General features: G+C 69.9%; 13 protein-coding genes and 2 pseudogenes. 6 read left to right on the plus strand and 9 right to left on the minus strand.

Annotated elements, in window-relative coordinates; genetic code table 11:
• Positions 1 to 283: 283 nt before the first annotated feature.
• The gene (locus tag AFR_RS37310) at positions 284 to 2422 is read right to left on the minus strand and encodes a heavy metal translocating P-type ATPase (protein WP_023562014.1); all 2139 of its coding nucleotides are present in this window, start codon (positions 2420 to 2422) and stop codon (positions 284 to 286) included.
• Positions 2419 to 3033, minus strand: coding sequence for a TetR/AcrR family transcriptional regulator C-terminal domain-containing protein (locus AFR_RS37315; RefSeq protein ID WP_041841422.1), 615 nt, complete (start codon positions 3031 to 3033; stop codon positions 2419 to 2421). Before AFR_RS37315 ends, AFR_RS37310 begins: the two co-directional genes overlap by 4 nt.
• Positions 3034 to 3169: 136 nt before the next feature.
• Here AFR_RS37315 and AFR_RS37320 point away from each other — a divergent pair.
• Positions 3170 to 3778, plus strand: a pseudogene (locus AFR_RS37320) (alpha/beta fold hydrolase); the annotation flags it as partial.
• Between the two features lie 132 nt (positions 3779 to 3910).
• Here the strand turns inward: AFR_RS37320 and AFR_RS37325 are convergent.
• Positions 3911 to 8875, minus strand: a complete 4965-nt coding sequence (locus AFR_RS37325) for an NAD-glutamate dehydrogenase (RefSeq protein WP_023562017.1) — start codon at positions 8873 to 8875, stop codon at positions 3911 to 3913.
• 213 nt (positions 8876 to 9088) lie between these two features.
• On the opposite strand from AFR_RS37325, the gene AFR_RS37330 reads away from it, so the two are divergent.
• Positions 9089 to 11017: a penicillin-binding transpeptidase domain-containing protein gene (locus tag AFR_RS37330; protein ID WP_023562018.1), complete on the plus strand. Its 1929-nt coding sequence runs from the start codon at positions 9089 to 9091 to the stop codon at positions 11015 to 11017.
• A gap of 1811 nt (positions 11018 to 12828) precedes the next feature.
• Here the strand turns inward: AFR_RS37330 and AFR_RS48660 are convergent.
• From AFR_RS48660 to AFR_RS37345, 3 genes and pseudogenes are all read right to left on the minus strand, one after another.
• Positions 12829 to 13869 (minus strand): annotated as a pseudogene (locus AFR_RS48660) (arginase family protein); the annotation flags it as partial.
• 18 nt (positions 13870 to 13887) lie between these two features.
• Positions 13888 to 14802 (minus strand): tetratricopeptide repeat protein, encoded by a 915-nt coding sequence (locus AFR_RS37340; protein ID WP_023562020.1) that lies wholly within the window; start codon positions 14800 to 14802, stop codon positions 13888 to 13890.
• A gap of 75 nt (positions 14803 to 14877) precedes the next feature.
• On the minus strand, positions 14878 to 15807 hold the full coding sequence (locus AFR_RS37345; RefSeq protein ID WP_023562021.1) for an SDR family NAD(P)-dependent oxidoreductase: 930 nt from the start codon (positions 15805 to 15807) through the stop codon (positions 14878 to 14880).
• Between the two features lie 98 nt (positions 15808 to 15905).
• On the opposite strand from AFR_RS37345, the gene AFR_RS37350 reads away from it, so the two are divergent.
• Both AFR_RS37350 and AFR_RS37355 read left to right on the plus strand, forming a co-directional pair.
• Positions 15906 to 16475 (plus strand): TetR/AcrR family transcriptional regulator, encoded by a 570-nt coding sequence (locus AFR_RS37350; RefSeq protein ID WP_023562022.1) that lies wholly within the window; start codon positions 15906 to 15908, stop codon positions 16473 to 16475.
• A gap of 67 nt (positions 16476 to 16542) precedes the next feature.
• On the plus strand, positions 16543 to 17796 hold the full coding sequence (locus AFR_RS37355) for an IS701 family transposase (RefSeq protein WP_023358104.1): 1254 nt from the start codon (positions 16543 to 16545) through the stop codon (positions 17794 to 17796).
• Positions 17797 to 18034: 238 nt separating this feature from the next.
• On the opposite strand, the gene icmA is transcribed toward AFR_RS37355, so the two are convergent.
• The gene (gene icmA / locus AFR_RS37360) at positions 18035 to 19708 is read right to left on the minus strand and encodes a coenzyme B12-dependent isobutyryl-CoA mutase large subunit (protein WP_023562023.1); all 1674 of its coding nucleotides are present in this window, start codon (positions 19706 to 19708) and stop codon (positions 18035 to 18037) included.
• A 145-nt stretch (positions 19709 to 19853) separates the two neighbouring features.
• Here icmA and AFR_RS37365 point away from each other — a divergent pair, with 145 nt between their 5' ends.
• Both AFR_RS37365 and AFR_RS37370 read left to right on the plus strand, forming a co-directional pair.
• On the plus strand, positions 19854 to 21398 hold the full coding sequence (locus AFR_RS37365) for a M4 family metallopeptidase (protein WP_023562024.1): 1545 nt from the start codon (positions 19854 to 19856) through the stop codon (positions 21396 to 21398).
• Between the two features lie 55 nt (positions 21399 to 21453).
• Positions 21454 to 22056, plus strand: a complete 603-nt coding sequence (locus AFR_RS37370; RefSeq protein WP_023562025.1) for a Pr6Pr family membrane protein — start codon at positions 21454 to 21456, stop codon at positions 22054 to 22056.
• On the opposite strand, the gene AFR_RS37375 is transcribed toward AFR_RS37370, so the two are convergent.
• Both AFR_RS37375 and AFR_RS37380 read right to left on the minus strand, forming a co-directional pair.
• On the minus strand, positions 22049 to 23161 hold the full coding sequence (locus AFR_RS37375; RefSeq protein WP_023562026.1) for a sugar ABC transporter substrate-binding protein: 1113 nt from the start codon (positions 23159 to 23161) through the stop codon (positions 22049 to 22051). The genes AFR_RS37370 and AFR_RS37375 overlap by 8 nt on opposite strands.
• A gap of 94 nt (positions 23162 to 23255) precedes the next feature.
• Positions 23256 to 24740 carry a GGDEF domain-containing protein gene (locus AFR_RS37380; protein WP_148308186.1) on the minus strand — a complete coding sequence of 495 codons (1485 nt, stop codon included), beginning with the start codon at positions 24738 to 24740 and terminating at the stop codon, positions 23256 to 23258.
• Between the last annotated feature and the right edge of the window lie 8 nt (positions 24741 to 24748).

Here is a 24748-nt window from a genome sequence, read left to right on the forward strand (position 1 = left end):
ATGAGCCGACCGGATCAGAATGCGGCGCTTTCCGCCCTGGTGTGCGCCGATAGCCGGATCTGTCGCTCACGACCGGCCAACCGTTCGGCCAATTCGCGTACCGAGCGCTTCCGCGGTGCACCAGTCGCCACGTAGCGTTACCTCTGCAGGTGGATCTGGGGATGTCGCAGGGCTTCGGACCTCGGGACCGGTCCGAATTCCCCCGCGGCACGGATGGTGAGCCGGGCGCCCCGATGATTTCGGGAGCAATCATCGGGCTGAGGCGCCCGGCTCACACTGCCGCCTACCTCTGCGGCGCCGCAGCCTTGAAGCGGCGGAGGCGCAGGCTGTTGGCGACCACGAAGATCGAGCTGAAGGCCATCGCGGCGCCGGCGATCATGGGGTTGAGCAGGCCCGCAGCCGCCAGCGGCAGACCCGCCACGTTGTAGGCGAAGGCCCAGAACAGATTCCCCCGAATGATCGTCACGGTACGGCGAGCCAGGCGTACGGCGTCGACGGCCGCGGTGAGGTCGTCGCGCATCAGGGTCAGGTCGGACGCCTCGATCGCCACGTCGGTGCCCGCACCCATCGCCACGCCGAGGTCGGCCTGGGCCAGCGCGGCCGCGTCGTTGACACCGTCGCCGACCATCGCGACGGACCTGCCCCGGGCCTGGAGCTGCTTGACCACGTCGACCTTGCCCGCGGGCAGCACACCGGCGATGACCTCGGTGATGCCGACCTGGGCGGCGACGGCCTCGGCCACCGCGGGCGCGTCGCCGGTGACCAGGATCGGTTCGAGGCCCAGCGCGCGGAGACTGCGGACTGCGGCGGCGCTCGTCGGGCGTACCGAATCGGAGAGCGCCAGGCGGCCCCGGGCCGTGCCGTCGACGCGGACCTCGACCCACGTCTCGGCGGTGTCGCCCGTGCCCCGGGCGATCTCCACCTCGGCGCCGTCCACCACGCCGCGCACACCGACACCTGCGGTCGCCCGGAAGTCACTCACCGGAGGAAGCGAGCCCTTCGCGGCGGCGGCGCGGGTGATCGCCCGGCCGAGCGGGTGCTCGGACGCGGCCTCGACGGCACCGGCCAGCCTCAGCAGCTCGTCGGCGTCCTGACCGGGCTCGGGCACGATCGACGACACCGTCATCGTCCCGGTCGTCACCGTGCCGGTCTTGTCGAGCACGATCGTGTCCACGCGCCGGGTCGACTCGAGCGCCTCCACACCGCGGATGAGGATGCCCAGCTGGGCGCCGCGACCGGTGCCGACCAGCAGCGCGGTCGGTGTGGCCAGGCCGAGCGCGCACGGGCACGCGATGATCAGGACGGCGACGGCGGCGGTGAACGCGGCCGTCGTGCCCTGGCCGGTGCCGAGCCAGTAGCCCAGCGTCGCCGCGGCCAGCGCGATCACCACCGGGACAAAAACTCCGGAGATGCGGTCGGCGAGCCGCTGCACCGCGGCCTTGCCGTTCTGCGCCTCCTCGACGAGGCGGGCCATCTGGGCGAGCTGCGTGTCGGCACCGACCCTGGTCGCGCGCACGACCAGGCGTCCGCCGGCGTTGACCGTGCCACCGGTCACCGGGTCACCCGCGGCCACCTCGACCGGCACGGACTCACCGGTGAGCAGACTCTGGTCGAGTGCGGAAGCGCCGTCGACGACCGTGCCGTCGGTGGCGACCTTCTCACCCGGGCGTACCAGGAAGGTGTCGCCCGCCTGAAGCTTGTCGGCCGGGATCTCGCGGCCGTCGGCGAGGGTGACGGTTTTGGGGCCGAGGGCCAGCAGCGACCGCAGAGCGTCACCGGCCCGGCGCTTGGCCCGGGCCTCCGCATAACGCCCGGCCAGCAGGAACGCGGTCACACCGGCCGCCGCCTCGAGGTAGAGGGCGTCACCCTGCGAACCGGCCCGCAGCTCGAACGGGTGCGTCATGCCGGGCACGCCGGCGTCACCGAGGAAGAGCGCCCACAACGACCAGAGGAACGCCGCGAGGGTGCCGATCGAGACGAGCGTGTCCATGGTGGCGGCGCCGTGCCGGAGGTTGACGAACGCCGCCCGGTGGAACGGCCAGCCGCCGTAGACGACAACCGGCGCGGCCAGCGTCAGCGACAGCCACTGCCAGTAGGTGAACTGCCAGGCCGGGACCATGGCCAGCACGATCACCGGAACGCTCAGCGCGGCCGACACGAGCAGCCGGGTGCGCAACGGGTCGGCCCGCTGCGCCTCGGCAACAGGCTCGGCCTTCGGCTCGGCGGCGGTGTAACCCGTCTTTTCCACCACGGCGATGAGGTCGGCTGCGCTGAGCCCCGCCGGAACCGTGGCGCGCGCCTTCTCGGTCGCGTAGTTGACGGTCGCGGTGACGCCCTCGAGACGGTTGAGCTTCTTCTCGATGCGGTTGGCGCAGGCGGCACACGTCATGCCACCGATCTCCAACTCGATCTGCTGCGTCATGGGGCCAGCTTATACCCCTCGGGGGTACCCAGGGAGACTTCGGTGCCCGTGATGAGGATCGCCAATCCGTACTCGAACATGTCGTCGCCCATCGGGCTTCCCGCGCGCACCGCGGCGGCCAGCGTCGGCAGTTCACTGAGGTCGGGCCGCTCACCGCGCACAACGGCCTGCTCCTGCAGCACCTGCCCGGTGATGTAGTGGCTCAGCGCGGTGATCGTCCGCAGCGCCTGCAACGGCGTGAACCCCCGCGCGACCATCGCCGCGAGCTCCTCCTCGAAATGCCGCGTGGAGTCACCGCCCCGCACGGCCGAGGACACGACCCGCGCGCCGTCGCGGCTGGCCAGGAGGGATTTCCGGTACGCCCGCGCGCGCCGGGCCAGCCATTCCTGCCAGCTCTCGTCGTCGCGCGGAGGCCCCATCCCGGCGCGCAGGATGATCGCGTTGGCCATGCCGTCGAGCAGCTCCTGCTTGGTGCGGATGTGCCAGTAGAGCGCCGGCGACTGCACGCCCAGCTCGGTCGCCAACCGGCGAACGGTGAGTCCGTCCAGACCCACCTCGTCGAGGAGCCGCAGCCCGGCATCGATGAGCACTTCTCGCGTCAAGCCCTTCACGACGTCACCTTAGCAATGCTAAGTTTTCCTTAGCGCTGCTAAGGAGGATGCCATGAAGGTCATGACCGACGACGGCACCGAAGCGTGGGCGGAGGATGAGGGTCGCGGCACACCGATCCTGGTCATCCACGGCGGCATGGGTGATCCGAGCGCCTGGCGGCCGGTCACGGACCTGCTCCACGACCGCTTCCGCACGGTACGGCTGCACCGCCGCCAATACCGTCTGGACCTTCCCCGCCCGGTCACGATGGCCCAAGAGGTCTCCCACGTCGCGGCGGTCGCGGGTGAGCTGGGACGACCGCTGCTGGTGGGCCACTCGTCCGGCGCGGTCCTCGCACTGGAGGCCATGGCCGCCGACCCGGACGCCTACACGGGCGCCGTCCTCTACGAACCGCCGACCGTGATCGGCGAACCCCTCGGCGGCCCCAAACTCGTGCCGGCCCACGCAGCCATCGCCGCCGGCAAACCGGGCCGCGCCCTGACCATCTTCCTGCGCGACGTGGTCCGCCTGCCCGCACCGATGGCCTGGTTCGCGGGCGCCTTCGTGGGCCGCCACCCGGAATACCGCCGCCGTGTCATCCGCCAGCTCGACGACAACGACGCGATCGACGCCCTCGGCGTCCGGCTGCCCGCCTACGCCGACCTCGACCTGCCGATCCTGCTCCTCGGCGGCGACCGATCCCCCCGGCATCTGGCCGAACGCCTCGACGCGCTGGAGCAGGCCCTGCCCCGCACGCGCCGCCTCCTGATGCACGGCCAGGGCCACAACGCGGAACGCAGCGCGCCGGCCCGCGTCGCCCAGGCCATCACCAAGTTCCTGGACGAGGACATCAAACCCCGCTGACGCCCGGCCTTCCCGGCCGGGCGTCGTTCGGGATCAGCCGGCTGCGGAGGTCTTGACCAGGGTGCGGATCTGGCGCAGGAGGACCGACAGGGCGGCCAGGTCGGCGGGTGACTCCTCCACGTTGCCCATGGCGTTGCCGGCGCGGGCCATCGAGGCGGCGTTGACCTGCTCCCATTCGGAGACGCGGTCCTCCGGGGTGGCCTCCGCGGACGTCGACTGCAGGACCTCGGCGGTCAGGCCGGCCAGCGCTGCGTACAGGTCGTAGCGCAGGGCCATGCGGGCGAGGGTCTGCCAGCGGTCGCCGCGGGGGAGGCGGGAGATGTGCGACAGGAGGACGTCGATCTGGAAGCGTTCCGAGATGACGAAGTAGACCTTTGCCACCTCGGTCGGCGCGTGATCGGTGGCCGCGGCCGTCTCGAGGATGTCGAGGAGGCCGAAGCTGTAGACCACACGAGAGACCGACTCGGCCAGCCCTTCCGGGATGCCGCGTTCGGCCAGCATCTCGATGTGGTTCTCCAGGGAGCTGCGTTCCTTGCCGATGACCACGGTCGGGAGCTGCTGGAGCAGCGCGTCGACACCCGGGCGCAGCCGGGCGATCTCGCCGGCCACGTCGATCGGTGAGCGGCGGTTGCTGACCAGCCAGCGCACGGCCCGGTCGAGGAGGCGGCGCGTCTCCAGGTAGACCAAGGTCTGCGCCGGTGTCGGGACGTTGTTGTCCAGCTTCTCGGCCGCGGCCCACAGGTCGGGCAGACCGTAGACGTCGCGGATCACGACGTACGCCCGGATCACGTCGGCGGCGGACGCCCCGCTCTCCTCCATCGCCCGGAAGACGAAGGAGGTGCCGCCGCGGTTGACGACCTCGTTGACCAGGGCGGTGGAGATGATCTCGCGGCGGAGGCGGTGCCCGGCCATGCGGGCGCCGAACCGCTCGCGCAGCGGCGTCGGGAAGTAGCGGGCGAGGACACCGTTGGTCCACTCCTCGTCGACCAGGACGTCGGCGAGGACCTGCCTCTCGAGCGAGATCTTCACGTACGCCAGCAGCACCGCGAACTCGGGTGCCGTGAGTCCTTCGCCGGCGTCGTACCGGGCGGCCAGCTCCTTGTCGGTCGGCAGCGCCTCGAGCTCGCGGTTGAGCTGGCCCGACTGCTCGAGGGTGATCAGCATGCGGCGGTGCACCGGGAGCAGGGAGTGCGCCTGCGAGCGGGCGTTGCCCAGCGCCGTGGCCTGCTCGTAGTTGTCGCGGAGCACCAGCGCGGCGACCTCGTCGGTCATGGCCGCCAGCAGCTCGTCGCGGGCGGGGACGGTCATCTCGCCGTCGGTCACCGCACCACCGAGCAGGATCTTGATGTTGACCTCGTGGTCGGAGCAGTCGACACCGGCCGTGTTGTCGATGAAGTCGGTGAAGATGCGGCCGCCGTGCCCGGTGCCGGTCTCGTCCTGCGGGCCGCCCGTGCGGGCGTACTCGATGCGTCCGCGCTGGGTGAGGCCCAGGTTGCCGCCCTCGCCGACGACCTTGGCCCGCACCTGGGCGCCGTTGACCCGGATCGGGTCGTTGGTCTTGTCGCCGACGTCGGCGTGCGTCTCGGCGGTCGCCTTGACGTAGGTGCCGATGCCGCCGTTCCAGAGCAGGTCGACCGGCGCGGTGAGGATGGCCCGCATCAGATCCGCGGGACTCACGGCCGTCGCGTCGCCGAGACCGAGCGCGGCCCGGACCTGCGGTGACACCGGGATCGACTTCGCCGTCCGCGGATAGACCCCGCCACCCGCGCTAATCAGCGCGGCGTCGTAGTCGGCCCAGGACGAGCGCGGCAGGTCGAACAGGCGGCGGCGTTCGGCGTACGAGGTGGCGGCGTCCGGCTCGGGGTCCAGGAAGATGTGCCGGTGGTCGAACGCGGCCACCAGCCGGATGTGCTCGCTGAGCAGCATGCCGTTGCCGAAGACGTCGCCGGACATGTCACCGACGCCGACCACCGTGAAGTCCTGCGACTGCGTGTCGGTGCCCAGGTCGCGGAAGTGCTTCTTGACCGACTCCCACGCACCACGCGCGGTGATGCCCATCTTCTTGTGGTCGTAGCCCGCCGAGCCCCCGGAGGCGAACGCGTCGCCGAGCCAGAAGTCCTTGCTCACCGAGATCTCGTTGGCGATGTCCGAGAACGTCGCCGTGCCCTTGTCGGCCGCGACCACCAGATAGGGGTCGTCGCTGTCGTGCCGGACCACGTCGACCGGCGGCACGATCTTGCCGCTGTGGATGTTGTCGGTGACGTCGAGCAGCGCGCCGATGAAGAGGCGGTAACAGGCGACGGCCTCGTCACGGTCGCCCGGCTTCTGCTTGAGCACAAAGCCGCCCTTGGCACCGACCGGCACGATCACGGCGTTTTTCACCATCTGCGCCTTGACCAGGCCGAGGACCTCGGTGCGGAAGTCCTCACGACGGTCGGACCAGCGCAGGCCACCCCGGGCGACGGCACCGAACCGCAGGTGCACACCCTCGAAGCGGGGCGAATAGACGAAGATCTCGTACTTCGGGCGGGGTGCCGGCAGGTCCGGGATGGCCTGCGGGTCCAGCTTGAACGCGACGTACGACTTGGGCCGTGAGTCCGCGCCGCGCTGGAAGAAGCTCGTGCGCAGCGTGGCCTGGATCAGCGTCAGGTAGGACCGCAGGATCCTGTCCTGGTCGAGGCTGTCGACGTCGTCGAGCAGTGTGGTGATCTGCTCGGCCAGGTCGGCGCCACGACGCTCCCGCTCCTCCTCGACCAGCTCCAGCCGGGGCGAAAAACGCACCTCGAAGAGCTGCACCAGGAGTCCGGCGATCTCCGGATAGGCGATGAAGGTCGACTCCACGTACCGCTGGGAGAAGACGTTGCCGGTCTGCCGCTGATATTTCGCGTACGCCCGGAGCACCACGACCTGACGCCAGGTCAGCCCGGCCCGCAGCACCAGCTCGTTGAAGCCGTCCACCTCGGCCTCGCCCCGCCACGCGGCCGCGAAGGCGTTCTCCACCTGGGGACGCACCTCGGACAGCTCGCGGTGCGAGGCGGGCGGCAGCAGACCGAAGTCGTAGAGATAGACGGTGCCGTCGGGGCGGCGCACCTCGTACGGCCGCTCGTCGACCACCTGCGCGCCGAGCGAGTGCAGCACGGGCAGGACGGCGGAGAGCATCATCGGCTCGCCGTACCGGAAGACCTTGAACCGGACGTCGGCGTCGTCGGGCTCGGCGCAACCCTCGCGGTTGACGTGGCGCTTGCGGTAGAGGTGCATCTCGAGCTGGCCGGTCTCCTCCAGCAGCTCCAGCTTCGCGATGTCCTGCACCGCCTCGTACGGCGTGTGGCCGTCCTTGTAGCTGTCCGGGAAGCCGATCGAGTAGCGGTGGAAGAGGTCCTTGGCGGGCTCCTCCCCCAGCTTGCGCTCGAGCACCAGGGAGAAGTCGTCGTCCCACATGCGCGTCGCGTCGGCGAGCAGCTCGGCCAGGGTGTTGGGGTCGACGGCACCCGGCGGGTCGGCCGGGTCGGTGCGCACGATGAAGTGCACCCGCGCGAGCATCCGCTCGGTGACCCGGGTCGTGTAGTCGACGCCGATGCCGTTGAGCTCGCGGAGCAGGATCTCCTGCATGCTCTGCCTGTTGGCGGTGGTGAACCGGTCTCGCGGCAGGTAGATCAGGCACGAGATGAAACGGCCGTAGCCGTCACGGCGCAGGAACAGCCGCAACTGGCGGCGGCCGGCCATGCGCAGGACGCCGACCACTGCCTCGTACAGATCATCGGTCTTGATCTGGAAGAGCTCGTCACGCGGATAGGTCTCGAGGATCTGCAGCAGGTCCTTGCCGGAGTGACCCCGCGGAGAGAGGCCGGAGCGGTCCAGCACCTCCATGACCTTGCGGCGGACGACCGGCAGCTCGCGGACGCTGGTGCGGTAGGCCGAGCTGGAGAACAGGCCCAGGAAGCGGCGCTCGCCGACGACCTCACCGGACTCGTTGAAGACCTTGACGCCGATGTAGTCCAGATAGGCCGACCGGTGCACGGTGGCCCGGGAGTTGGCCTTGGTGATCACCAGCAGGCGCTTCTCCAGGGCACGCTGGTGCGCCTCCGGGGCCATCGAGGACAGCTTGCGCGGGGTGCTGTTGTCACCGCGCAGGATGCCCAGCCCACTGCCCGGCACGGCGTTGAGCACGTCACCGTCGAGGTGATATTCGCGGTAACCGAGGAAGGTGAAGTGGTCGTGCGCCAGCCACTTGAGCAGCTCGATCGAGTCGGTGACGTCCTTGTCGGGCACCGGCAGCTTGCGGTCGGAACCCCGCGCGGCGGCCAGCTCGTCGGCGATGACAACCGCCCGCTGGCGCATCCGCGGCCAGTCGTCGACGGCGTCACGCACGTCGGTCAGCACCCGGCACAGCTCCTGGCTGAGCTGCTCACGGGCCTCGGCCTTGCGGACCGGGTCGATCTCGACGCGGATCCAGCTCTCGACCAGGTCGCCGTCGATCGCGTCGTCGGGCTCCACGTCGGCCTCGACCTGCCCGAGCTCGCCGGTCTCCCGGCGGCGGACCACGATCAGCGGGTGCACCAGCAGATGCACGTCGAGCTGGTGGGCGGTGAGCAGGGCGGTGACCGAGTCGACCAGGAACGGCATGTCGTCGGTGACGATCGAGATCACCGTGTGGGGCTCGAGCTGGTCCGGCGCGCTGATGTCGAGCCGCAGCTGCCCCGGGAGCCGCGTCGCCGCCAGCTCACGGTGCGCAACTGCCGCAGCATGCATCTCGGCAGCCGTGTAACCGACCAGCTCCTCGTCGGGCGCGAAGCGCCAGAACCGGCCCACCAGCGACGCGGTGGTGTGATCCTCGCCGGCCAGTGCCACCGCCTGCGCCACCAGGCGCTCGGCATTGGGCAACGGCTCGTCGAGCTCGTCGTCGGAGGTCCCCAACCGGCCCGTCAGGGCCAGCCCCGGACCGGGACCGAAGTCGAGCTCCGGATCGGATTCGATCGCTGCCTCATCGGCGACAGCCATAACCCAGCGCTCCCCTCACCCACGGCATTGTGGGTTCGACGTGTCGGCCATCAGCCTAGAGCGTGCCTCCGACACGACGGGCACACCCGGGGTGCGGGATAAAGATCCGACACCGAATTTGCTACATCTCACCCACCATGGGGCAACGCGGCGGGCGGAGTGCGGTTACCGTTCCGTAGGTTTTCTCGAATCTTGCCCGGGGAGGGTGACTTCATGCGCCGCACAGCACTGGCCGGACGGGGTGTGGCCGCACTGGCTTCCTTGCTGCTCATGGCCGGCGGCGTCACCGCCTGTTCGAGCCCGGACGGCCCCGACCAGACCCTCGGGGCGTTCCTCGACGGCTGGCGCGCCGGAGATCTGACCAAGGTCGGCTTTGTCACCGCCGACGGCGCGAAGATCTCCGCCAACGAGGTCCTCACCCAGCTCCAGGCCCTCTCCGGCGACCTCAAGAAGTCGTCGGTGCTGCTCGCCGCGGAGGGCAAGCCCAAGGAAACCGGCGACATCGCCTCCGGCCCGGTGAAGGTCGACTGGACCCTCCCCGGCGGTGGCTCCTGGTCCTACCAGAGCACGGTACGCCTCACCAAGCGTGACAGTGACGGCTGGCGTGTGGTGTGGGAGCCGTCGATCGTGCACAGCGAGCTGACCACCGGCGACGCGCTCGGCCTGCGTCGCAAGGGCGCCGACCGGGCCGACATCCTCGACGCCGACAACAAGCCCATCGTCACCGAGCGCGACGTCGTCATCGTCGGCGTGACACCCCTGCGGATCACCGACGAGCCCGCCCTCCTCAAGGACCTGGGTGCCGCTCTCAAGACCATCAAGGTCGACATCGACCCCAAGGCCCTGAGCGAACGCATCAAGAACGCCACCGACGACGGCGCCTTCATCGACGTCGTGACCCTGCGCCGCCCCGACTACAACAAGATCCGCAATCGCGTACGCGCACTGCAGGGCACCGTCTTCCAGGAGGCCAAACGGGAGCTCGCGCCCACCCGCCAGTTCGCCCGCGCCCTGCTCGGCACGGTCGACGTCGCGACCCGCGAGGACCTCGACACCAACCCGGACGTGCTCAGCGACGGTGACCTCGTCGGTCACAGCGGCCTGCAGGAACGCTACGACCGCCAGCTGCGCGGCACCCCCGGCCAGGCCGTGGTGATCTCCCGCAAGACCCCCGACGACGACGTCGAGGACACCCAGCTGTTCAGCACCGAGCCCGTCGCCGGCAAGTCGATCAAGACGACGCTCGACGTCACCACGCAGAACGCCGCCGACGCGGCCGTTGCGGGCGAAAAGCAGCCGAGCGCGCTCGTGGCCATCCGCATCAGCGACTCCAGCGTGGTCGCCGTCTCCAACGGCCCCGAGGGCGCCGGTGTCGACACGGCCATGACCGGCCAGGTCCCGCCCGGCTCCACGTTCAAGATGGTCTCGACCCTGGGCCTGCTCGACAAGAAAGCCGTCACCCTCGACGGCAAGGTGGACTGCCCCAAGACCAAGAAGGTCGACGGCCGCGAGTTCAAGAACTCCCACAACATGGTCCTCGGCTCGGTCCCGTTCCGCACCGACTTCGCCAAGTCGTGCAACACCGCCTTTGTCAACGTCGCCCCGAAACTCGGCGCGGACGGCCTCCAGGACGCCTCGGCCAAACTCGGCCTCGGCGCCAAGTGGGACCTCGGCGCCGACGCGTTCAGCGGCAAGATCTCCCCGGCCGGCAGCCCCACCGAACTCGCCGCAGCCACCTTCGGCCAGGGCGCAACCGCGGTCAGCCCGCTGGCGATGGCCGGCGCGACCGCGGCGGTCGCCCGCGGCCAGTTCAAGCAGCCGAAACTCGTCGTCGACCCGGCCCCGGCATCCCCCCTCGCCGACGGCCCCGCCCTCGAAGCATCATCGGTCCAGCCCCTCCGCACGATGATGCGCGAGGTGGTCACCAAGGGCACCGGAGACGGCCTCGCCGACGTCCCCGGCAAGCCCGTGTCCGGCAAGACCGGCACGGCCGAGTTCAAGGACGGCGAAGAGGAAACTCACGCCTGGTTCGTAGGCTGGCAGGGCGACATCGCCTTCGCGGTCATGGTCCAGAAGGGCGGCGCCGGCGCCGAGGCAGCCGTCCCGATCGCCGAACGCTTCCTCCGAACCCTGAACAAGTAGGGTCACCCGAGGTCGGCAGGCTGCTCCGGCCCGATCTCGAACGCGGGCCGCTGCGCCGGCAAGCTGAACTCCTCCACCGCGCGCGGACGCAACATCCCGGGCATGGTGGCGGGCAACGGCTTCGAATCGAGCAGCGGCGCCGAACCGAGCGGCCGCGGCGCCGTCCGCACGACGGAATCGTCCTGCTCGGGGTCGTAGCCGTCGTGTTCTGCGTGGTCGGCCGTCACCAGGTTGCGCTCGGACCAGCGGTCACGCTCGCTGCGCCCGACAGCCTCCTGATCGGCCGGCTCCTGATCGGCCGGCTCCTGACCAGCAGACTCCTGATCGGCGCGCTCTTGGCCGGTCGGCGTCCCTTCGGCGAGCTCCTGGCCGACGGGCTCCTGATCGGCGCGCTCCTGATCGGCGCGCTCCTGATCGGCCGGCGTCTGATCGGCCGGCTCGATGTCGGTCGGTTCGATGTCTGCAGGCTGGGGATCGTCGGGCTCGATGGCAACAGTCGCATGGTCCGCGGACCCGTGGCCTTCGAACTCGTGGTCCTCGAACTCGTGGTCATCGAACTCGTGGCTCACCGGCTGGTGACCGGCCGGATCGTGGTCGGCCTCCACGGGATGACCCAGGTTGGTGTCGGCCTGCTCGTGATCGGCGGACTCGACATCGGCACGCTCGGCACCGTCAGTCTCATGATCCACGGAGGTGTGGTCCAGCAGCTCGTCATCGGCCGACTCGCTGTTCGCCGGCTCGTCGTCGGCAGGCTCGTGCACGACTGACCCGTGGTCCTCGAGCCCGTGGTTCACGAGCTCGCCGCCGCCCAGCACCTGATCGGCCGGGCCGGGGTGGTCGGGGTCCTGATCAGCCAGGCCGGAATGGACGGCGTCCTGATCAGCCCAGCCCGGATGGACGTGGTCGTAGTAGTGATCGGCCGGACCGGAGTGGTCGTGATCGGCTGGGCTGGGATGGACGGGGTACTGGCCGACCACGCTGGGATGGACGGGGTACTGGTGGGCCAGCCTGTCCAGGGCAACCAGGACTTGATCAGGCAGCTCACGATCGTCCGCGGTTTGGTCGGTCAGGTCATGATCGTCTGGGCCTGCATCCGCCGGCTGGTGACCGACAGGCTCGGCGCCCGGCGGCTCATGATCCGCGGCATCGTGTTCCGCGAGCTCGTTGCTGGGCTGCTCATGGAAGTCGACCGGCTCGGAGTCGATCGGTCCGGCGTCTGCAGCGAGCGCCTTCGCCTGCTCGTCGGCTTCTTCCAGGTCGTCGACTGTAGCGTCCGGATCGTCCAGGTCGGCGTCCGGCACGGCGAGGGCGGCGTCCGGCACGGCGAGGGCGGCGTCCGGCACGGCGAGGGCGGCGTCCGGCACGGCGAGGGCGGCGTCCGGCACGGCGAGGGCGGCGTCCGGCACGGCGAGGGCGGCGTCCGGCACGGCGAGGGCGGCGTCCGGCACGGTGAGGGCGGCGTCCGGGTCTTCGAGTGCCGGATGGTCGCTGTCGGCGAGCGGTTCGGGCGTGTCGGCCGCTTGCGGGTCGAGATCGGCGGCGGCGTGCTCGGACTCGGACTCCGAGTCGGCACGGTCTGAGACGCCACCAACGGGTTCGGAGTCGGCACGGCCTGAGACGCCGGCAACGGGTTCGGAGTCGGCAGGGTCTGAGGCAGTGGCGGCAGGGTCGGAGTCGGCAGGGTCTGAGGCGGTGGCGCCCGGGAAGAACTCGGCGGCTGGGAAGGGTGCGTTTTCGACCGCTTGCAGGGTTGCCGCCGGGAGAGCGACCTCCCCCGGCCCGCTCGACATGCCGGCCGCGGCCAGGCGGATGTCGTCGCGGGCGGCAGCTGCGCGCCGTTCCTCGACGGCCGCGGCTGGTGGGGTGCTGAGGCGGCCCGGGCCGAGGCGTCCGGGGCCGGCCAGGTCGCGGCGGGCGGCGACCAGGTCCGGGCGGGCGTCGACCGTGTGGGCCGCTTTCAGGCCGGCGACGATCGTGGAGGTGATTTCTTCCGCGTAGGCGCCGTCGGGGTCGTAGTCGGGGTCGAAGACGGTGATTTCGACGCCGAGGCAGTGCGGGGATTCGACCAGGCCCGAGAGGAGCAGTTCCAGCTCGGGGAACGCGATGCCGCCGGGCTCCGGAGCGTCCACCGCGGGCATGACCGCCGGGTCCAGGACGTCGACGTCTACGTGGACCCAGTAGCCCGCGCAGTCGACCAGTTGGTCGCGGGCCCACTGGGCGCTGCGGGCGGCACCCTCCGCGCGGAGGGTCGGGACCGGGCGGGTGACGATGCCGGCGGCCTGGAGGTCGAGGCGGTATTCGTCCTGGGCGCGGATGCCCATCACGACCACGTCGATGTCGCGGTAGTACGGGCGGCGGCCTTCCATGGCTGCCAGGTCGTGCTGGCCTCGGCCGGTGACCAGGGCGAGGTCCTCGCCGGCGGCCGCGCCGACGTACGAGGCGTTGCCGGGGTGGCGGAAGTCGGAGTGGCCGTCGACGAAGACCAGGCCGATGCGGCCGCCGACGGCTTCGCCGAGGCGATGCATGGCGAGGGCCGAGCCGAGGACGATCGAGCAGTCGCCGCCGAGGATGACCGGGAACTCGCCCTGGTCGAGGATCGCCCCGATGCGGTCGGCGAGCTTGCGCGAATACGCCGAGATCTCCGACGCGTGGCTGACGCCGTCCCCCGGCCGCCAGTCGCCCGGGTCGTACCGGGGCGGGGTCAGGCAGCCGGCGTCGCGGGCGTCGAGGCGGCGCAGCAGGCCGTGGTCGCGGAGGGCTCCGGGCGCCTTGGCACAGCCCGGCACCGAGGTCGGCGTCGGCGGGCGCAGGCCGAGGTTGGACGGTGCGTCGAGCACGGCTATGCGGCGCATGGAGCCCCCGAACCTTGCCTAGAAGAGCGCTCTGGCCAGCGCGCGCCGCGCGCTCGCCACGGCCGGGTCGTCGGGTCCGGCCACGTTGAAGAGTGACAGAAGATGTTTGCGGACGGCGTCCCGCTCCTCACCGCTGGACCGCTTGACGGCCGAGACGAGCCGGTCGTACGCCTCCGGGGCCTGCCCGCTGAGCACCTCGATGTCGGCGGCGAGCTGCTGGGCCTCGAGGTCGTCGGGGTCGGCAGCGGCCTTGGCCAGGGCTTTCTCGGCGTCGACACCGGTGATGCGGCGGTAGAGCTCGACCTGCGCCAGGCCCGACTCCGCCGCGTGGTCCTGCGGTGACTCGGCGAGGATCTTCTTGTAGGCCGCCTCGGCCGCGTCGAGGTCACCGGTCATCATGGCGTCGTCGGCCGCGTCGAGGCGCGGGTCCTCGGGTGCTGCCACCTCGACACCGCCGGCTTTGAGGACCGCGTCGACGTACTGCCGGACCTGGGCCTCGGGGAGCACACCGGTGAAGCCCTCGACGAGCTGGCCGCCCACGACCGCGATCACCATCGGGATGCCCTGGACGCGCAGCGCCTGGGCCAGCCGCGGGTTGGTGTCCACGTCGACCTTGCCGAGCACCCAGCTGCCGGCGCCCTCGGCCGCGAGTTTCTCGAGGACCGGGGAGAGCTGCTTGCACGGCTCGCACCACTCGGCCCAGAAGTCCAGGATCACCGGGGTGGTCATGGACAGTTCGAGCACGGTCGTCTGGAAATTCTCTTCGGTCACCTCGATGACCGCGGGCGGTGCGCCACCCGGTGACGGGGCGGGGGCGGCGCTCGTCGCCGGCCCGGCGGGGCCCGCGGGTGCGGGCTTGTTCGCGGGGCGCAGTGCACCGAGGTCGACCGCACCGCGGGTGAAGATCGACGGAGTGGTCCGTGGGTCGCTCATGGTTACCTAGTCTCGCACGCTGGCCGGGCTGTCCGTGTCGCCGCCGGGCTGGCGATATCGGACGTCACAACGGGTTCAGGGAATGAGCCGGGACGTGTCGTCCGCGAGGTACCGCACGCCGGTGAGGTCGGCCGACACGGACCACAGCCGGGAGCCGGCGGCGAGGTCGTCACCCGGCGGGACCAGCGGGGCGAAATGCACCTTGGAGTCCCATTTACGGATCGACGGCCCGAGGAAGGTCAGCGGCTCGGCGGCCGGGCTCGTCGCCGCGAAGAGAATCGGCTCGGTGCCCCGCTCGGCACTGCGGGCCAACAGCGGTGTGGCGATCGCCACGAAGGCCTTCTGGGCCAGTCCCGCGTTCGAGTCGTGCATCGGCGTGGTGGCCATCCCGGGGTGGGCGAGGAAGCTGCGCACCGGGCTGTCGGTACGCCGCAGCCGGCGCTCCAGCTCGGCTCCGAAGAGGACGTTGGCGAGCTTCGACCGCACGTACGCGGAACCGGCCGACCAGGACCGCTCACCCTGCAGGTTGCCGAAGTCGAGACCGGTCCGCAGGCGGCTGTAGAAGTTGGACGCGACGGTGACGATCCGCGGGTCGCGATCGGGCCGGAAGAGGTCGAGCAGCAGCCCGGTGAGCGCGTAGTGGCCGAGGTGGTTGGTGGCGAAGACCCGTTCGTGGCCCTGCGGGGTGAGCCGGCGGGTCTGTTCGCCGGTGCCGGCGTTGTTGAGCAGCACGTCGATCGTTCGCCCCTGTTCATGCAGTGCGGCGGAGAACGCGCGGACCGAGTCCAGGTCGGCGACGTCGAGGTGGCGCACTTCCAGGTCACCTCGCAGCCCGGCGCGTACGCGGTGACCTTTGTCCGTGTCGCGGACCGCCATGATCACCGTCGCGCCGCGGGCGGCCAGCTCGCGCGCCGCGATCAGGCCGAGGCCACTGCTGGCACCGGTGATCACCACGGTGCGGCCGGTCTGGTCGGGGATGTCGTCGAAGCGGAACTCGAGTGCCATCGGTGCCTCCGGGAACGAACGAGAGCGGATTATTTATCCGCCACGCGGAGACCGTAGCATGAGAACGGATTATCTATCCGATTGATAGGCTGGATCACATGGCTCCGACGACCAGCACGGCGGCACTGCGCGCAGACTCCGCCCGCGTGCGCGAGCGGATGGTGGCCGCCGCCCGCGAGGCGTTCGTGTCGGGTGACACCGACCTGCCGATGAATGCGATCGCCAAGGCGGCCGGCGTCGGTGTCGGCACGATGTACAGGCACTTCCCGACCCGGCAGGCGCTGCTGGAGTCGATGGCGGCGGAGAGTTTCGAGGCGCTGGTGACGCAGGCGCGCGTGGCGGCCGCCGAGCCCGACATCGCCACGGGACTGGCCGGCCTGCTGCGGGCCGCGCTGCAGTGCCAGCTGAGGGACCCGAGTCTGGCGGCCGTCCTGGCGACACCGACCTACGCCTGCGAGGAGACGCTGGAGCTGAGCCGGGAGCTGGGCGGCGCGAGCATGGAGCTCCTGGAGCGCGCACGGGTCGCCGGCGTCATCCGCCCGGACGTGACCGCCGACGACATGCGGCGGCTGATGTGCGGGGTCCGCCATGCCGTCGTCTCCGGGGACGACGACGGCACCGTGGCGGACCGCTATCTGACGATCATGATTGCCGGCCTGAAGCCCTAGTAGTGCTTTGTCATCTTTTGGGTGGGTGACGGTGACATATCAATGCTGATCTTGGTGTCCTGGAGGGATGGACACTGCTGAGGTTCAGCAACTGGCCGATGATCTGGACGCGTTCGTGGCGGATGTGTTCGCTTCATTGACCAGGTCGCGGTGGCAGGAGCGCGCCGAGCATTACCTGCGCGGTCTGATGTTGGACGGTCGTCGCAAGTCGATCCAGCCGATGGCGGCCCGGCTTGCCGGGCCGCACGAACAGGCGTTGAACCATTTCGTCACCAACAGTCCGTGGGATGCCGCGTTGGTGCGCCGACGGCTGGCGGTGCGGATGGACGAGGCGATCGTCCCGGCTGCGTGGGCGTTGGACGACACCGGCTGGCTCAAATACGGTACCGCGTCGGTGGGTGTGACCCGGCAATACACCGGCACGGCCGGGAAAGTGACCAACTGCCAGATCGGAGTCAGCCTGAACCTGGTCACCGACACCGCGTCGTGCCCGGTCGACTGGCGGCTGTTCGTTCCCGAGTCCTGGGACCCGGCCAGCGACAAGGCCACCTCCGAGACCCCCGAGCGCCGCCGCAAAACCGGAATGCCGGACGACGTCGTGCATCGCGAGAAGTGGCGTCTGGGCATGGACATGATCGATGAAGCCCGCGGGTGGGGGCTGACGCCGCCGTTGATCGTCGCTGATGCCGGTTACGGCGACGCCGCTGAGTTCCGCCAAGGTCTCGAGGACCGGAACCTGAGCTACGTCGTCGGCGTGAACTGCGCGCATACCGCTTTCACCATCGACGCCCAGCGCACCTCACCCCCGTATAAGGGTGCTGGCCGGCGGCCGCCGCTGATCTACCGGCAAGCCGCACCCGGCCTCAAAACCCACGTCTTGGCCGCCGGCCGCGACGCGACTCGCAGGGTCACCTGGCGCGAGGGTTCACGCCGCCGGGCCGGCAAAGCCCGGAAGATGGGCGGCAGTTTCGTGTTCCTGCGGCTGCGTCCCGCCAGCCTGGTGCATCGCCGGGCCGTCGGCTTCGACGAAGACCTGCCCGTGCGGTGGCTGATCGCCGAATGGCCACCCGGCGAGCCGGAACCGACCCGCTACTGGCTGTCGAACCTGCCCGCCACGACCCCATATCGGCACCTCGTCAGGCAGGCCAAGCTGCGCTGGCGCATCGAACACGACTACCGCGAGGTCAAAACCGGGCTCGGCCTGGACCACTACGAAGGCCGCACCTGGCAAGGCTGGCACCACCACACCACCCTGGTCTCCGCCGCTCACGCGTTTCTCACCCTGCAACGCCTGGACCCAAAAACCCGTGCGCCGGAATGACTCTCTACGCCGTACTCCGACGCCTGCAACACCTGCTGGCCCGCCTCATCGGCACCTGCCCGACCTGCCAAACCCGCTTTCCGCAACGAAAAACCCGCGCGGGAAGAGGACCATGACAAAGCACTACTAGGGGGTGTCTGGTGGATCACGGCGAGTCTGCGGCGAGGTCCAGGTTTCGCGTCGCCAGTGGGCCGGAAGCTGGGCCCGGCGCAGGCCGTCGTGATCCACCAGACACCCCCTAGAAGCGGGCGGGCTCGCGGTAGATCCCCCACTCGCCCTTGAGCGCCTCACAGATCTCGCCCAGCGTCGCCTCGGCGCGGGCGGCGTCCAGCATCGCGGGGATCATGTTCTCCTTCGTGCGGGAGACGTCGACGAGACGGGTGAGCGCCTGCTGCACGCGTACGGGATCGCGGTTGTCCTTGCGGGCACCCAGCGCGCGCTTCTGCTCGACCTCGACCTCGTGGGAGACGCGAAGGATCTCCAGATCCTTCGCGACCGTGCCGGTGTGGACGTTGACGCCGACGATGCGCTTCTCGTTCTTCTCCAGCGCCTGCTGATAGACGAAGGCCGCCTCGGCGATGTGCGAGGTGAACCAGCCGTCCTCGATGCCGCGGAGGATGCCCGAGGTCATGCTGCCGTCGTGGCCGAGCTCGCGGATGCGGGTGAAGATCTCCTCCGCCTCGGCCTCGATGCGGTCGGTGAGCGCCTCGACGTACCAGGAGCCGCCCAGCGGGTCGGCCACATTGGTCACGCCGGTCTCCTCCATCAGCACCTGCTGGGTCCGCAGGGCGATCTCGGCGGACTCGTCGGTCGGCAGGGCGAGGGTCTCGTCGAGGGCGTTGGTGTGCAGGGAGTTGGTGCCGCCGAGAATCGCGGCCAGCGCCTCGACCGCCGTGCGGACGACGTTGTTGACCGGCTGCTGGGCGGTCAGGGACACACCGGCGGTCTGGGTGTGGAACTTGAGCCAGAGCGCCTTCTCGCTGGTCGCGCCGTAGTCGTCACGCAGGTGCCGGGCCCAGATGCGGCGGGCCGCGCGGAACTTGGCGATCTCCTCGAAGAAGTCGACGTGCGCGTCGAAGAAGAAGCTCAGCCCGGGGGCGAAGGTGTTGACGTCGAGACCGCGGGACAGGCCCAGCTCGACGTACCCGAAGCCGTCCGCCAGGGTGTACGCCAGCTCCTGCGCGGCGGTCGAACCGGCCTCGCGGATGTGATAGCCGGAGACGCTGAGCGGCTTGTACTTCGGGATCTCGGCGGCGCAGTATTCCATCAGGTCGCCGATGAGGCGCAGGTGCGGCTCGGGCTCGAAGAGCCACTCCTTCTGCGCGATGTACTCCTTGAAGATGTCGGTCTGCAGCGTGCCGTCGAGTTTGCCGAGGTCGGCGCCCTGACGTTCGGCGGCGACGAGATACATCACGAAGATGGGCACGGCCGGGCCGGAGATCGTCATGCTCGTCGTGGTCTGCTGCAGGTCGATGCCGTCGAAGAGCACTTCCATGTCGGCGGCGGTGTCGATGGCAACACCGCAGTGGCCGACCTCGCCGAGTGACTGCGGATCGTCGGAGTCGCGACCCATCAGCGTCGGCATGTCGAAGGCGACGCTCAGCCCGCCACCACCGGCCGCGAGGATCATCTTGTAGCGCTCGTTCGTCTGGCGCGCGTTGCCGAAACCCGCGAACTGCCGGATGGTCCAGGTCCGTCCGCGATAACCGGTCGGATAGAGACCCCGGGTGTACGGGAACTCGCCCGGCCACCCGATCCGCTCGAAGTCCTCGACCGTGTCGCCGTCAGCGGGACCGTACACGGGGTCGACGGGCGACCCGGACAGCGTGGTGAAGTCTGCGTCCCGCTTGCGGGCGGCGTCGTAGCGCTGCTGCCAGCGCTCCCGGCCGGCGGCGATGTCGGCTGCGTCCATGGCGCACATCGTAGGCCCAAAGCTGAACGATCGCTAAGGCCTCGTCGACGTTATGACGTTTTCAGCATGTTCACAGGATGGCAATCGATCGGTAGATCTAGATGCGTGGCCACCGCCACGGTCCCCCACCGTTCAGGAGTCCCCCTTGAAACGATCTCTCGCTGCCGTCGGCTCCGCCCTGCTCATGGGCGGCCTGCTGACGGGCGTCGGAGCGACCTCGGCAGCCGCCGCGCCCGACCCCCTGTCGCCGTCCGCGCACCGCGCCGCCCTCAAGGCGAGCGCCGCGGACGCCTTTGCCGTCAAGGCCACGGCCAAGGACGCCGACGGTACGACCCACGTGCGGTACACCCGCACGTACGAGGGCCTGCGGGTTCTCGGCGGTGACCTCGTCATGCACGGCACGAAGGACGGCGCGTTCCGCCAGGCCTCCGTCGGCCTCGCCGCGCCGCTGACGCTGAGCACCACACCCAAGCGGGCCGCCTCGACCGCGAGTGCCACGGCCAAGGCCCACTTCACCGGTACGGTCAGCGCGGTGGGCGCCCCCGAGCTCGTGGTCGACGCGACCAGCGGCACCGGCACGCTGGCCTACGAGACGGTGGTCGAGGGCTTCGGCGAGGACGGGCAGACCCCCTCCAAGCTGCACGTCGTGACCGACGCGACCACCGGTGCCGTGCTCAGCTCCTGGGACACCGTGGAGACGGCGACCGGCAGCGGCCGCAGCGTCTACTCCGGGACCGTGTCACTGACCACGACCCAGGTATCCACCACCAGCTTCAGCCTGAAGGACGCGTCGCACGGCAACGGCACCACCTGCGACATGAACAACCGGACCTCAGGCACCTGCACGCTCTTCACCGACGCCGACAACACGTGGGGCACCGGGGCGACCTCCAACCGGCAGTCGGCTGCGGTCGACGCGCACTACGGCGCCGCCAAGACCTACGACTACTACAACACCACGTTCGGCCGGAAGGGCATCTTCAACAACGGCACCGGTGTGCCGTCGCGGGTGCACTACGGCAGCGCGTACGTGAACGCGTTCTGGGACGGCTCCTCGATGACCTACGGCGACGGCAGCGGCAACGCCCGCCCGCTGGTCTCGCTGGACGTGGCCGGTCACGAGATGTCGCACGGTGTCACCGAGCGCACCGCCAACCTGACCTACTCCGGTGAGTCCGGCGGTCTCAACGAGGCCACCTCCGACATCTTCGGCACGATGGTCGAGTTCTACGCCGCGAACAGCAGCGACGCCGGCGACTACCTGATCGGCGAGAAGATCAACATCAACGGCAACGGCGCGCCGCTGCGGTACATGTACAACCCGACGCTGGACGGCAAGGGCATCGGCTGCTGGTCGACGAGCACGAAGAACGTCGACGTGCACTACTCCTCGGGTGTCGGCAACCACTTCTTCTTCAACCTGGCCGAGGGCACCGGCGCCACCGCGTACGGCACCTCGCCTGTCTGCAGCGGTGCCGGCGCGGTGACGGGCATCGGGCGCAGCAAGGCCGCGGCGATCTGGTACCGCGCGCTGAGCACCTACTTCACCTCGAGCACCAACTACAAGGCGGCCCGCGGTTACACCCTCTCGGCCGCGACCGACCTCTACGGCAAGTGCGGCACCGAGTACAAGGCGGTCCAGAAGGCGTGGACGGCGGTCAACGTGACCGGAACCGACGCCGCCTGCTGATCCCGGCGCTGATGCCCGGCGATGCCTCCGCATCGCCGGGCATTAGTTTGTCGCCATGAAGATCATGCGGCTGGTCGCCGCCCTCGCGGTGGTCGCCGGTGTGGTGCTGACCGCGTCCGGGCCGGCGACACTCACCGGCCTGCTGCCGTACTTCACGATCCAGAGCAACGTCGCGTACGGGATCTTCGCGGTCTGGTCCCTGTCGGGCCGGACGACCCCACCGGCCTGGAAGGGTGCGGTGACGCTCTACGTCGCGATCACCGGGCTGGTCTACCACCTGGTGCTCGACAACCCGGCGAGCGGCTTCGCGGCCGGCCCGGTCGAACGTGCCCTGCCCGAGGCGATCGGCAACCAGCTGCTGCACACGGTCGTGCCCCTGCTCGCCGTGCTCGACTGGATCCTCTTCGACGAGCGCGGCCGCTTCCGCTGGCGGTACGCGCTCTACTGGCTGGCCTTCCCGCTCGGCTACCTGGCGTTCGCGTTGATCCGCGGGCTGATCGTGCACAGGTACCCGTACCCGTTCATCGACGTCCGGGAGCTGGGCTACGACGGCGTCGCCATCAGCGCGACCGGCTTCGCCCTGGCGTTCTGGCTCCTCGGCCTGCTCTTCGTGGCGATCGACCGCGGCAGTGCACGACTGCGCCGGCGAGCTACTTGATGCCGGCCTCGCGGCACAGCGCGGCGAAGCGGCCGGAGCAGACGGCCTTCTTCTCCACGAAGCGGTCCTTGATGACGTCGTTGATGTCTTCGAGGAAGATCGCCTGCGGGTCCTCGAGGACCGACTGCACGTAGGCGCCGGACTCGGGGTCCTTGACCCTGTCCACCGTGGTCGGCGTCTCGCCCTTGAAGAGCTTGATGGCGAGGTCGGCGGCGGCGTCGGCTTCCTTCTTGATCGCCTTGTAGACCGTCATGCACTGGTCGCCGGCGAGGATGTTCTGCAGGCCCTGGACCGTGGCGTCCTGACCGGTGACCGGGACCTTGCCGTTCATGTTGTTCTTCTTGAGGACCTCGATCGCGGCGTTGGCCAGGCCGTCGTTCGCCGCCAGCACACCGTCGATCTTCCGGCCGGTCTGGTTCCACATCTCCTGGAAGACGACGCCGGCTTCCTTGTTGTTCCAGTCGGCGACCCACTGGTCCGGGCCCTTGAGGAAGGTGCCGTCGTCGTACTTCGGCTGGAGGACCGACTCGTAGCCGTCCTTGAACAGGGTGGCGTTGTTGTCGGTCGGCGACCCGTTGAGGTCGGCGATCAGCGGGCTCTTGGCGTTCTTCTCGGTGAGACAGCGTGTCAGGCCCTTGCCCTGCTGCTCGCCGACGGCGACGTTGTCGAAGCTGACGTAGTAGTCGGCGCCGCCGTTGAGCGTCAGCCGGTCGTAGTCGATCGTCTTGATGCCGGCGGCCTTCGCCTTGTTGAGCACGGCCTTGCCGGTGCCCGAGTCGAGGTTGACGGTGATCAGGACCTTGACGCCGCCGTTGATCATGCCGTCGGCGATCGACGCGAACTTCGCCTTGTCGCCCTGCGCGTTCTGGATGTCGACGGGCACGTCCGCCGCGTCGAAGGCCGCCTTCAGCAGCTTGGGGTCGTCGGTCCCCCAGCGCTGCGAGGTGGTGGTGTCGGGGAGGATCACGCCGACCTTGCCGCCGCCACCCCCGCGGTTACCGCTTCCGCCGGAGGTGCCTCCGTCGCCGTCGTCGTCGGTGCACGCGGCCGTGCCACCGAGCGCGATCAGACCGACCGCAACCAGAGCGAACATCTTCGTACGCATCGCGACTTCCTCCCGGGCAGAGGGCGGCAAGGTTACCAGGCATTGGCCCTGCGTAACCCGTTGATCGCAAGTGCGACTGAATGGATATGGATCACTACACAAGGTCACCGGCGACGAGGATCCGGCGGTCGGTTTTAACCGCATACATCGCCATGTCGGCCTCGTGCAGCAGGCTGTCGGGATCTTGCAGACCCTGGCGGCCGGTGGCACTGCCGACGCTCGCACTGAGGCCGACGTCGACCGCGCCGATGCGGACGGTCCCGCTCAGTGCGGCGGACAGCCCGTCGGCCACCTCCTTCCGGCGGTCCACGGGCAGACCCTCCATCAGTACGGCGAACTCGTCACCGCCCAGCCGCCCGACCGTGTCGCCGTCGCGGACCTCCGCGCGCAGCCGCCGGCCCACCTCGATGAGCAACTGGTCGCCGGTCGCGTGGCCGAACGCGTCGTTGACCGGCTTGAAGTCGTCCAGGTCGACCAGGAAGACGGTCACCGGACCGGCCGCCAGGGCGTCGTGCAGCCGCTGCATGAACCGCCCGCGGTTGGCCAGGCCGGTGAGCGCGTCGTGGTAGGCCAGCCGGGACAACTCGGTGGTGAGCTTGTCGCGCTCGTCGAGCAGCTCGGTGATGGCCCGGAAGTCGCTCACCTGCCGGCCGATGACCAGCACGGTGGTCACCACCGCCCCGAGGCCGACGACCCAGGCCCGCGTGTCCAGCCCTTCGACCGCGAGCAGCAGCGCGGTCAGCAGCCACACGGCGACCATCGCGGCGTACGGGAGGATGCTGTAACGCCGCCGCGGTCCGGCCGTGACGTCCTGGCGGGCATGGCGGGCGCCGCGTTCCTGGGACCGGGCGGCGACGGCCAGGAGCGTGCTGGCCAGCACGTTGGCGCAGAGCAGCCACGGCATGAACCGCGGATCCTGGTAGATCGAGCCGGGCACCGCCTGGAGGACGACCTGCATCACCGCGGCCGTGCCACCGGTGAGCGCGGTGAGCCGGGTGAACGGTGTGCGGCCGCTCAGGATCAGCCGCACGACGGCGAAGGTCGCCACGAGGAACATCCCGGGCAGCACGAGGATCGCGGTGACGAGCCCGAAGAACCAGCCGCCTCCCCGGTCGCCGGCCGGCACCTCGAAGAGCCACAGACCGAAGGTGGTCGCGGCGGCCAGGACAGTCGCGACGTCGAGCCGCAGCCGGGACCGGGCGTTGTCCTCCATCGTGCCCAGCGGGAAGCGCAGCAGACCGGTGACCAGCACCGTGACGCCGACCGCCAGGGCACCGAACTGGAACGACGTCCCGACCACCGCCGACGGGCCCGCCGGGTGGCGGGCCACCTCGACCAGCTGCCCGGCGTCGCCGACCAGGAAGGCCGCACCGGCGATGGCGAACAGCGACCACAGGTGGCGCCCGCTGGGCCGCGACCGGGCGGCCACCCGCCACGAGGTGACCGCAAAACAGGCATGCACGGCCGCCATGAGCAGCCAGAACGTCGCGACCTGGGCCACTGTGGTGGCCCGCTGCAGCGCGAAGCCGACCGCCGTGATCAGCGCCAGCACGGCCAGGACCACGAGCAGCGGATCCACGCGCAGAC

Source organism: Amorphoplanes friuliensis DSM 7358 (assembly GCF_000494755.1).
GTDB lineage: Bacteria > Actinomycetota > Actinomycetes > Mycobacteriales > Micromonosporaceae > Actinoplanes > Actinoplanes friuliensis.